Origin of the sequence: Pseudoalteromonas sp. MelDa3 (genome assembly GCF_002863625.1) — a bacterium.
GTDB classification, from domain to species: domain Bacteria; phylum Pseudomonadota; class Gammaproteobacteria; order Enterobacterales; family Alteromonadaceae; genus Pseudoalteromonas; species Pseudoalteromonas arctica.
Genome location: NZ_PJBR01000068.1, coordinates 16,329 through 27,247 on the forward strand (window position 1 = coordinate 16,329; position 10,919 = coordinate 27,247).

Annotated in this window: 12 protein-coding genes; 5 read left to right on the forward strand and 7 right to left on the reverse strand. The window is 37.0% G+C overall.

Going from position 1 to position 10,919, the window contains the following annotated elements; genetic code table 11:
- Window positions 1–10: 10 nt before the first annotated feature.
- Window positions 11–790, reverse strand: coding sequence for a tyrosine-type recombinase/integrase (locus CXF89_RS13075; RefSeq protein WP_121954852.1), 780 nt, complete (start codon window positions 788–790; stop codon window positions 11–13).
- 251 nt (window positions 791–1,041) lie between these two features.
- Here CXF89_RS13075 and CXF89_RS13080 point away from each other — a divergent pair, with 251 nt between their 5' ends.
- The 4 genes from CXF89_RS13080 (at window position 1,042) to CXF89_RS13095 (ending at window position 3,820) form a co-directional block, all read left to right on the forward strand.
- Window positions 1,042–1,437: an MbcA/ParS/Xre antitoxin family protein gene (locus CXF89_RS13080; protein WP_225305783.1), complete on the forward strand. Its 396-nt coding sequence runs from the start codon at window positions 1,042–1,044 to the stop codon at window positions 1,435–1,437.
- Complete coding sequence (locus CXF89_RS13085) at window positions 1,437–1,910, forward strand: RES family NAD+ phosphorylase (RefSeq protein ID WP_121954853.1); 474 nt, start codon at window positions 1,437–1,439, stop codon at window positions 1,908–1,910. Before CXF89_RS13080 ends, CXF89_RS13085 begins: the two co-directional genes overlap by 1 nt.
- A 285-nt stretch (window positions 1,911–2,195) precedes the next feature.
- Window positions 2,196–2,669, forward strand: coding sequence for a GIY-YIG nuclease family protein (locus tag CXF89_RS13090; RefSeq protein WP_121954854.1), 474 nt, complete (start codon window positions 2,196–2,198; stop codon window positions 2,667–2,669).
- A 110-nt stretch (window positions 2,670–2,779) separates the two neighbouring features.
- The gene (locus tag CXF89_RS13095; RefSeq protein WP_121954855.1) at window positions 2,780–3,820 is read left to right on the forward strand and encodes an IS481 family transposase; all 1,041 of its coding nucleotides are present in this window, start codon (window positions 2,780–2,782) and stop codon (window positions 3,818–3,820) included.
- A 202-nt stretch (window positions 3,821–4,022) separates the two neighbouring features.
- On the opposite strand, the gene CXF89_RS13100 is transcribed toward CXF89_RS13095, so the two are convergent.
- The 3 genes from CXF89_RS13100 to CXF89_RS13110 are packed head-to-tail and all read right to left on the reverse strand — an operon-like array spanning window position 4,023 to window position 6,311.
- A complete protein-coding gene (locus tag CXF89_RS13100; RefSeq protein WP_121954856.1) occupies window positions 4,023–4,565 on the reverse strand; it encodes a hypothetical protein in 543 nt (180 codons plus the stop codon).
- A 31-nt stretch (window positions 4,566–4,596) separates the two neighbouring features.
- On the reverse strand, window positions 4,597–5,916 hold the full coding sequence (locus CXF89_RS13105; protein WP_121954857.1) for a Y-family DNA polymerase: 1,320 nt from the start codon (window positions 5,914–5,916) through the stop codon (window positions 4,597–4,599).
- Complete coding sequence (locus tag CXF89_RS13110; RefSeq protein WP_121954858.1) at window positions 5,880–6,311, reverse strand: LexA family protein; 432 nt, start codon at window positions 6,309–6,311, stop codon at window positions 5,880–5,882. The genes CXF89_RS13105 and CXF89_RS13110 overlap by 37 nt, the downstream gene beginning before the upstream one ends.
- Before the next feature lie 244 nt (window positions 6,312–6,555).
- Between CXF89_RS13110 and CXF89_RS13115 the strand changes: the two genes are divergently transcribed.
- A complete protein-coding gene (locus CXF89_RS13115) occupies window positions 6,556–6,909 on the forward strand; it encodes a hypothetical protein (RefSeq protein ID WP_121954859.1) in 354 nt (117 codons plus the stop codon).
- A 154-nt stretch (window positions 6,910–7,063) separates the two neighbouring features.
- Here the strand turns inward: CXF89_RS13115 and CXF89_RS13120 are convergent, their stop codons facing one another.
- The 3 genes from CXF89_RS13120 to CXF89_RS13135 all read right to left on the reverse strand — a co-directional run bounded on the left by CXF89_RS13120 (window position 7,064) and on the right by CXF89_RS13135 (window position 10,769).
- Window positions 7,064–8,050, reverse strand: a complete 987-nt coding sequence (locus CXF89_RS13120) for a tyrosine-type recombinase/integrase (protein WP_121954860.1) — start codon at window positions 8,048–8,050, stop codon at window positions 7,064–7,066.
- 1,025 nt (window positions 8,051–9,075) lie between these two features.
- Window positions 9,076–9,354, reverse strand: a complete 279-nt coding sequence (locus CXF89_RS13130) for a hypothetical protein (protein WP_121954862.1) — start codon at window positions 9,352–9,354, stop codon at window positions 9,076–9,078.
- A gap of 308 nt (window positions 9,355–9,662) precedes the next feature.
- Window positions 9,663–10,769, reverse strand: coding sequence for a coiled-coil domain-containing protein (locus CXF89_RS13135; protein ID WP_121954863.1), 1,107 nt, complete (start codon window positions 10,767–10,769; stop codon window positions 9,663–9,665).
- Window positions 10,770–10,919 lie beyond the last annotated feature (150 nt).

Consider the following 10,919-nt stretch of genomic DNA (forward strand, 5'->3'; position numbering starts at 1 on the left):
TACCTATCACTTACTCTTTTAAACCGAGTGCTGGCACTGTCTTATACAAATCATTCAATGCATCAGTTAATCGTTGTGGATCAGGTATAATGTACGTATCGGTCATATCATCACTAACATGGCCTATAGCCATTTGAATAACCTCATAATCAACACCATTATCAGATAATAAACTGGCTGTACTTTTTCGACCTGAGTGACTAGAACCCTGCTTGAACCCACAACTTTTAAATAAATTTCTAATGTAGTTTTCCATACTACTACAAACTAATGTTTCTTTTTGACCGTCTTGAGTTTGATACTTTTTTACGTTAAAAGACAACGTAACCCAGCGCTTACCGCTCCTAGCCAAAAACAGGGGGCTATCTCCATTCAGACCACCATAGCTACCATTAACCGATAACATGGCCTTATCTGCTATACGCTTATCACGCCAAGCTAAAATTGCTTTGCGTTGCTGCTTCAAAACAAGCGCACAATCACGGCTTTGATTTGTTTTAGTGTAATCAGCCCTCATTCTAAAAATAGATTTAAGTTCGCCTGATTTAGTAAAAACGTCTTTAACTAACAACTGGCAAGTCTCACCAATGCGCGTTAGTGATCCGAACAAAAACCAAATTAATGCTACATTTCTCTCGGCAGTTTCACCGCGATTAGCATTAGCCAGTATATGCTTTAGCTGGGCTGGGCTTTCAATTTTCCCTGCGCCTTTTCTGCTAGCTTCAAGTCGCTTCACCGCTTCTGAGACTGGCCTACGCCTTACAGGTTTATGACCTTTTTCAAATGGCATATAACACCCAAATTACACCCAATTCCAACATGGTATATTAAACGAACACCAAAAACCATAGCCGTTGTGTTTGTTGGTGATATTGGAATAGTGGTTTAAAGTAATATTCTTATCTATCACCTAGGCATATATAAATTTCACATTGCCAAAGCAGACACTTGTCACTACAATTAAAGACAAATGTCTTAAGTGGTAAATTTATAATGAGCGAACTACAACAAAAGAGCACACGGCCAGACTTTCTCAATGTCGTGACGCTTGGCAAATTAAATACGCACTCAAACCCAATGGCTGAAATAGCCACAGCACAAATCGGGATCACGACAGCCGGTTTACGTGCATTTTCTACGTTAATGCATTGGGAAATGGGTGTTATAGCCAAAGCATTGGGAACGACTGAACGCACTTTATTACGCAACAAAGAAAAACCCTTAAATAAACAGATCAGTGAGAATGCGCTTGAAGTCGCAAGGCTATCAAGCTTTGGTGCGGCATATTTCGGTAATATCGACAACTGGAATACGTGGCTAGACACGCCGAACGTCCAATTTGATAACCAACCACCGCGTTCAATGATGAACAGCATCCGTGGCCGCGAATTGATACGCAGAGTTATTAACGGGCTACAGTATGGATTCACTGCTTAATGATTGTGTACCGTATCGGCCCCAAACAATATAACAATGTCAGCAACTGCCTTTCTGGATTAGGCGGCATGGTCGCAGAAGGCCGGTGGCATTATGCAGGTGCCCCTATCGTTTATACCGCCTCAACGCGGTCGCTTGGTATGCTTGAACGCTTAGTTAATGATTCACAAGAAATACTAAAAGAAAACTTGAGTGTCGTTCTTATTCAAATACCAGATACGTTAAAGGTACTAAGGTTAGTGGAGGGTGAGCTTCCTACCGGTTGGAACGCGTACCCTTATGCTGCAGATACTCAGTCACTTGGAAGTGACTTTTTAATGAATGGAGACTCTGCAGTGCTTCAAGTACCATCAAGCCTATGCCCGCAAGAATATAATTTTATTCTCAACCCGCAACATCCTGATGCACGTAAAATAAAATGCATTGATTGTTCTGACTTTGTTTATCCAAATAGACTAGCTAATAAGCTGTAGTAAAACTTATTATTTATAAGAAGCACTTATTTATGTACCCATTGAATTATTTTGTACTATTACATCCAAATTTATTAACAGAGTATTATTTATGGAAACCAGCGAAGAGAAGATTACATGCCCCGGCTGTCGAGAAGATTTTTTGCTAACAGAACATAATCCAAACGGTGTTGGTGGAGAGAGAGAACGCTACTCATGCCCCTATTCTGGTTGCAATTTTTCAGCTAAGCAATATACGCCTGGCAGTTTTTCCACTTCTAAGTTACACGGAAGGGACTAAACAAAATGCGACCTAGATTAGTCCCTACTGATGGCATTGGATGGATATATATTATGATGACTCCATCTGACTATAATCGCGTTAAAATTGGCATTACAAAAAATAACCCATTACAGAGATTAAGAGAGCTTAAAACTGGTGACCCTTATTTAGCAGTAGAAGCCGCTTATTTAATACAAAATGGTACTGGGTTCACTACTAGTTGCATTGAGAGTTTCATCCATAGTTATTTTAGTGATGTAAGGATTCATTTCCTTGCAGATGAAGAACGAGAAAATGTTCCCTCTGAATGGTTTAAAATGCACTCCCAGGAATCAAGTCTTCTTGTGGAGGAAGCATTAAAAAAAATGGGGTTTAATATTACTTCAAGTGGGTGTTATCTGGATAGCCTTACCAATGTTGCATCAAGGTATTATGAAAGTGAATTAGTTGATGAGGTTTCTAATTTTGATTTTGATTATTCTAGTCATTTAAACTAATATGTATTAGTTCAGACAAGATCTGACACATCAACTTGAAAAAGTGAGAGTTACCCGTTTTGATAAAAGGTGTCGAATCTTTAAATCAAAACATATAAGAGGTAACTCTCATGCTACATACTAACAATCCAATTATTAAACACAAAGCGGGTTTACTGAATCTTGCAGAAGAACTTGGCAACGTATCAAGAGCCTGCAAAGTGATGGGCGTATCCCGTGATACATTTTATCGTTATCAAGAATTAATCGAAGACGGTGGACTTGATGCGTTAATTGATAAAAGTCGTAGAGCGCCAAACTTAAAAAATAGAGTTGATGAAGCAACTGAACAAGCCGTTATTAAATACGCTGTCGATTATCCAGCTCACGGCCAACACCGAACGAGTAATGAACTCAGAAAACAAGGCGTATTCGTTTCTGGCAGCGGTGTTCGTTCAATATGGCTACGTCATGACCTAGAGAACTTTAAAAAGCGTCTCAAGGCGCTAGAAAATAAAGTGGCTAACGAAGGTATTATTCTCACCGACGCCCAAGTAGCTGCGCTTGAAAAGAAAAAACATGATGACGAAGCGTGTGGTGAAATTGAAACGGCTCACCCAGGTTATCTAGGCTCTCAAGATACATTTTACGTCGGTAATCTCAAAGGCGTTGGACGTATCTACCAACAAACCTTCGTTGATACATACAGCAAAGTAGCGTTCGCTAAGCTCTACACCACGAAAACGCCAATTACTGCGGCTGACATACTCAACGACAAAGTACTGCCGTACTTCGAACAGTATGAGCTTCCTATGCTACGTATTCTGACCGATAGAGGCACTGAATATTGTGGCAAAGTCGAACATCATGATTACCAGTTATATCTCGCTATAAATGATATTGATCATACAAAAACCAAAGCTATGTCACCGCAAACCAATGGTATCTGCGAACGCTTTCACAAAACGATACTCAATGAATTCTATCAAGTTACATTCCGTAAAAAGCTATATAGCTCATTAGAGGAATTGCAAAAGGATCTGGACGAATGGATGATTTATTACAATAATGACCGAACTCATCAAGGAAAAATATGCTGTGGCAGAACGCCATTAGAAACTTTATTAGATGGAAAATTGATCTGGGCTGAGAAAAATTTAGCTCAAATCTAGACTGACAGTCACCGATTAAAAAACGGGTAACTGTCAGATCAAGTCTGAGCTAGTACAACTAATACAATCATTATCTTGTATCCAACCATAAAATTCGTCCTACTTTCATTTATGGATTTTTAAAATTAGATAGAGTGGTTCTGGCGCAGCCTGCGAAGACAAAATAAGCGCCAAAACCAAAAACGATATTTTAATCTTTTATTCATTGTTCCTCAACAAAGTCCAAATTATCTTCTACATACATTACAAAATATTCATTTGTAAGAGGTCTATAAAAACCGTCAAAATCTATTTTCCCTGCATTATATATTTGAACAATGTCTTTATGTAACTGTGAATGAGACCATGTTCCACCATAAATCCCCTTTAATATGTCCACATGATTCCCCGGAAAGCTTAATAGTTTTAAGGCTTTTCTTGGTTGAGTTTTAAAAACAATCGGCTCAAGGTTAGGTATATTGCTATACCCAAAATTTGCGTATCTATTCGCATCAGCGTAATTGTCACTAAGCCACAAAGTACCTTTAACTGGCAATCCTGGTTTGTACGCCCCACCGTGATATAAATGTGAAGGTAGCTGTCCATGATGAGTTGAAAGCTTTGAAAGGTGCTCATATAACTTTTCATTGATAGGTGTAGGTTCTGCCATAGATTGAGTAGCTTCTTGATAGTTAATTTTGTTTTCAACTTCAACAGCATTAGCTGCTGGTTTATTGAATAACTTCCTAATGAAATTGAGTAGCATCGGTTTTCTCCTGTTAATTGGCCACGTACTATCACTTAGCAAGTGCAACCGGTAATTCTTTTAAGTTTGTTGTGTAGCTCTTTGGCGCTAAATCATCTTTGGGCTTCCACTCCTGCTTAAAGCCCTGCACGCCAAATCTGATAACATTGTTGCCAAATTTACTGTTAATTTCATCACTTACGGTAGTCTTTTTATTGACGTTTGAAATGCCTGAATCAACAAACAGATTGAGTTGCTGGTGGTCATTCTTTGACAATAACTGGTTGAAGATCACACCAACTTTTTTGAATAAATAACCTTCCTGATATATCTGCCTTAAGCCAAACATTGCGTATTTGATCAACACATCACAGTCAGCACAATGGAACGGCAAGTTAACTTGTATGCTCTTACTCAGCTGTGGTTGAGAAGACCTAAAAACATCCGTTGAGACAAATATTGTCATGCTGTTGGTGAATAACTCAAACCGTCTTAACTTCCCAGCTCCAGTTGAAACATGTGAAGAAAGTGCGCTTTTAAGCTCATTTAAATCAGAAACAAGCTTACCCATGCTTTTAGAAACACAAATACTATCGCGACCTTCGTTTAGGTCTTTAAGCTCCACTGCATTCACACCATTGAGTTCTTGTATAGTTCGAGATAAAACAACACCGAATTTTCGTTTTGCTTCTACTACATTAAAATTCTTTAATTCTAATCCCGACGTTATTCCCAGTGAAGAGAGCTTTTCGGCTGTTTTAGAACCTACCCCCCAAACATCTCTGGTCTTAACTCTTTGCAGTACCCAATCAACTTTAAGGGGTGTATCGAGCACAGCAACCCCATTTGTTTTAGCTTTCCATTCGTTAAGTTTCGCAGCATGAGAAGCTAACTTGGCAAGTGTTTTCGTATGAGCGACACCGACACCAACACCAATGCCCAGGTTCTTAGCCAACGTATTTTTAATATGTAATGCGTATGATTTAGGATTTGGAGCCATGGTTGAATCAATACGACCAAAGCTTTCATCAATTGAGTAGCGGTGGCAGTCAAACATTAGTTCTTCTAGTTCTGTGTGAAACCGGTTGCTCATATCACCAAATAAAGTGAAATTACTGCCCCACACATGGCCATTACTGCTTTGAATCAATTCTTTTATTCTAAAGTGGGGCTCGCCCATTTTTATGCCTAGCGCTTTCATAGGCTGATTTCGCGCTATAACATTACCTTGGTTTGAACTTAACACACCAAGCGGAGTGGAATTAATGTCATATTGAGGGTTGAATAGCTGAATAAATGAAACATATGCAGCGTTAATATCACAGAGAACCCACATTAAAAAATACTGATAGCGCTGGTCACAACGCCCCATATAACATTTTCATCACAATTATTCTCATCATCAAATTCGACCACGATTGACTCGTACTCTTTGTTAGAGCTTAAAAATAGTGCCCTGCTGTTTTCAGGCTCTAACTTTAAACGCTTAACAACAAACTCGTTATCAAGTGTTGCAAGCACTATTCGACCGGTAGTGGCTTTTAAGGATTTATCAACGACAATAATTGCGCCGTCTTGAATGTCAGGGATCATGCTATCCCCAGCAACTTTGAATAAAAAAGAACTATTTGGCCGCGCCATGAGTAATGTATCCAAGCTAATTGGTTTGGATAAACAATCTTCTGCAGGATTTGGAAAGCCTGCTGCAGCTTTAAATTCGGAGAGGGAAAATAAGCTATTGGATTTCTTAATTGAAATTGGTTGCATACCGAGCACCACTGTTTGAATATACAGTTATTCTATGGCTCGAATGTATGAGAAGCAAGTTTTGGTACATTTATTTTGGTATCGAATATTTAGTGGAATGTGCCGCATCTAGTTTTAACAATTAATTCAATTTAGAGATTGATAACGAGTCAACTTATTCAGATCCATTACTTCAATATTCGTTTAGCCTATTTACGTTTATAAGTTATAGTTAATTTTACTGTAGTTACTTGGCATTTTAGATATGGATGATAAACAAGACTGGTTTGATGGATATAATGATTTTGTAAAATCAGCGAAAGTAAAAGGTAAATGTTCCTTTTGTAGTACGGAGATGAAGCCTGTTAATGTTGTAGGTCTAATTTTTAATAGAGATATATGCGTGTGCGACAACAAGGAGTGTCGGGAATTTTTACAGGTATGTTTAAAGCCAGGTTGCGATAATTATGCAAAATCAGGAATTCTACCACGACCTTTATGTAAATGGTGTTTAGAAGAATCGGTACCGCCAGTTGCAAAGACTATTCTCAAGGCTGTAGGTATGGCAAGCACGGCAGGGCTTACTTTGTACGTAAAAAATAAAATGTCAGATAAATAGTTATAAAAAAAAGCCATTGCTTACAATTACATTTATAGCGAGCATTACGTAACAAGCTAGCAAGTTATATAGCAGACCTACGGCCACAACTTAACTTGCCTATTATTAATGAAATAACGAAAGACTTTTCATAATGACTGTTTTTTATAATTATTTAGAGCAAATTATCCATGACGTCATTGTATAGATCATCTTCACCAACATGCAGATATAATTCTGTAGTAGAGATTTGACTATGACCTAGCAACAACGAAATATTTTTGATATTAGCCCCATTATTGTAAAGATTTGTTGCATAGCTGCGGCGCAATGAATGCGGAGGTGGGGCGTTGTATTTCACACACAATTTAAATATCGCATCAGAACTCATTGCTTTATTTTGTAAGTGCCCCCCTTTTAGAATACTTACAAAAAGAGGATCATTTTCATTAGAATACTTATAAATTTCAAACCATTGTTTAATAGCTTCAGTAACTACTGGGTGTAAAGCTACTTTACGCTCTTTATTGCCTTTACCTATAACTCGAAGTGATTTTTCCCGAACGTCACCCACCTTTAAACTAGCAGCTTCTAACCTCCGCAACCCGCAACGTGTTAGTATCGAAAATAACGCATAATCACGAACATTAGCGACATGATTGCCAATTTTAGCACCATCCTCCCCTATTCCTGATTGTATTTTATTGAGTAAATCGCACACTCCTTTATGGTCTAATAGCTCATATTCTTTGCTACGCGAGCCTGCTTTTGGCTTTATGAACTTAATGGCATCACGTTGTAACGTACTCATATACCCAAGTAAATAAGCGTGCTCAACAACTTGTTTTACTATAGAAATGTACAAGGTAATCGTCTTTGGTGCATAATTTCCTTTAGACTTAAAACTATTAATTAAACTATTTAATGCAACCCCGCTAAAGTTTTGCCAGTTAATATCATAGATTGAATCCCTGCCCATATGCTTAGCTATCGCTTTCAAAACCCTTGCTGCAGTTTCTTTAGAGGCTTCAGAGGTTAGCGATAATATATAATTATATATCGGACATTGCGCATCTTTGTAGATAATTGTTTTATTGTGCCTGCCATTGGAAACGGCCAAATCTTTACGCACTTCAAATAGCTCTTTTGCAAATCGTGTCACGATGAACCTTTCTTTGTATTTTGTTGTAGTAGAATTAAAATAAATAGTTTAATGTTAATCTCTGAAATTAAACCCGTACATCACATTTGTTCACTTTAACAACACCTTAGTTCAAATCGCCCAATATATTTATGTACGCTATAAGTACGAAAATTATAATTTCCATACTGGTCACATTAACTTCAAAAATAGCTCTTGTAAATCATTATTTACGATACCTATTTTTATGTTAAATTGAACTTTAAATAAAAAACTCAGGCCAATTCTCCTAAGTTTTTAAAATATAAATTTAACTATTTTTTTTACTTTTAACACTAAAAATCATTACATTAATGGTGGTGAACAAAATTAAACCTAAGCACGCAGTCAAATACTCTGCAATTCGAGCAACAAATAAATTGTGTGCCACACCCGACAATATTAAGGATAGTAGCAATATAAACAAAGGTATGATCAATTGACTTACATAACACGATAGTAAATAAATTGCAGCGTTCGGGCCACCCATAAAATTACACTTTTTATAAATATAAAAAGTACATAAATGACTAATCAAATAAATTATAACAAATAAAAAAACTACCATGAACCAACCCTTTTGGACAGTTTGTTTCTAAATTATGTCACAGTTATTTATCTAGGCTACTAAGCTAGAAAGGGCGAATATAGTGGTTCTAATTCATTTTTTCAGAAAATTAGAATTCTGTTAATGCTAACTATAAAGCACAAGGGTTTAGATAGCTTGATGTGAATGGGTTCGTGAGGATTGTTAGTTTTATCCTGGCATCAGGATTTATTTCTGCGATAGATGAAAATGTATGGCGCCAAGGTGATTAGTGTTTAATTTTATTCTTTAACGCATACAAACCACCAGCAAGTGTAAATATTGTAATAGTTATAACAATAGCTGTCGCAATTTGAATTGTACTCATAAATTTCTCCTGTCAGGTCTATTAATAATTATACACAACTCTATAAATATAAAAAGCGCGCTGAGATTAGCAATCTTTTCTGCCTTCAAATTATTAGCTTGTGGCCTTAACTGCAAATAAATATAACCCCGAAAAAATAGATACAACAAACGTAAGAATAGCTACTGGCAAGTTAAACTCGCTTAATGAATTTGAAGTTGTTTCAAAAATATTGGTGGCATTGGTGTAAACATCAGTAGTGAAATATCTCCAACTGAAGAACGCGCAAGCTGTGACAGAAAAGACAAACATGCCCAGCGCTCCACTGATCAGCTTTGACAATGTGTAAGAGCCGGTTGCTAAAACCGATAGAAAAACCAACATTAAAAACATTTAAATAAACACCTAAATTTGTTACAACCAACTGTTTATATTGATAATACCTCCAATATAAACCATGAAATTATTGACCTACTTATTTGATTTGCCGACTGCACTTACTTTTCCATTTGACCATCTTATGAAGAGGGTGTTCCCTACCCGCCATTCAGTAATCTTTTTAATCATTCCTACAATTCACCTGTATTAACACTGCCAAACCACAGAGTAAGCATGCCAAGCGCGGCACAAGCGACGATACCAAAAACAACCCAGAGAGGGTCATCATTTGCCGATATTGAACTAATCATATTTACTAATTTCTACTTTCTTTTGCGTAGTAAATCTATAGCTGTCTGCTGTTTTTTTACTTCAACTAACAAGTTCATCTTATGCGTGTAAGCATCCTGTAACTTAGCATCAGTCTCTTTGAGTGCAGCTTTTACAGATTCGAGTTCTTTACTTAATGCTAAATTAGCATCATTTAACGCAGTTAAATCTTTGTCTTCTGATTCCGCTATCTCATTTAAATTAATGTGATTAGGGCTTATATCATTATTATAAATTTCAAAATTTTCAATTTCTTCCTGTAAAGCTAAATTAGAAGCTTTCAGCATTTTTAGTTCGTTTTGTAATGCAGTTTTTACTTCGGTGAGTTCATTAACTTTATTTTTATTGTCTTCTAGCGCCTGGGTAGCATCTTCAAGCTCTGCATTAACTTTTTCATTCTGCTTTATAAGTGCTTCATTACTTAAGAGTAATTTAGCGTTTCTTTCATCTAGCGTTTGTGCGAGAGCCTTGCTTTCACTAGCTAATGCTTTCTGTGAAGTTAGCTCTTCTACTAGTTCTTGGTTCAACCTACTACTAGACAGATTTTTTGTTCTCAACTGTTCAATTTGTGTATCTAGCTCCTTTACGGCCAGAGAATGCGTGCGAGTCAGTTCCTCCAGAGCTTTTTGATATTGTGCATCATTTTCTTGATTTTCATTAGCAAGCTCTCGACTCTGCATTAACTGCCTCTCAAGTAGCTCTATCCTTGTTTCCCTTGCCACTTGCTTAAGACTCAGTGCCTCATATTCAGCTTTGAATTGTGATAGTTCTTGCTCGGCTATTAACCGCTGACTATTAGCTTCATTAAATTGGTTTTTATAGCGTAGTTCTGCCTCTTTTTCCTTTAGCGCCAATTCATCCATAAACGTTTGTGCAAAGTTAGATGACAATGCAAATTTGTTATCAAACCATTCCTTTTGCTCTTGGGCCCTAATAGTCTTCCAAGATAGTAAGTGTTTATGAGCTGTGCTCGTGCTTTTAATTTCAGGGATCAACGACAAAAGCATAGGAATGTTAGGCTCAATACCTTTTTTTACTAAGTTATTACACAACTCATGAATCATTTTTTTGTAATTTAATAAAGTGGTTTTTGCAGACATTGGTATTACCTACTTTTAAACATGATTGAATTATACACACGCTTGTTCATATAGGCAATTACGGCAAATAGTATCGCTCTTATCCCGAAAAAATTTCGCCATTAACGAGGGAATAGTTTCGCAATTAATTACAATATGAACGAGCTTAAA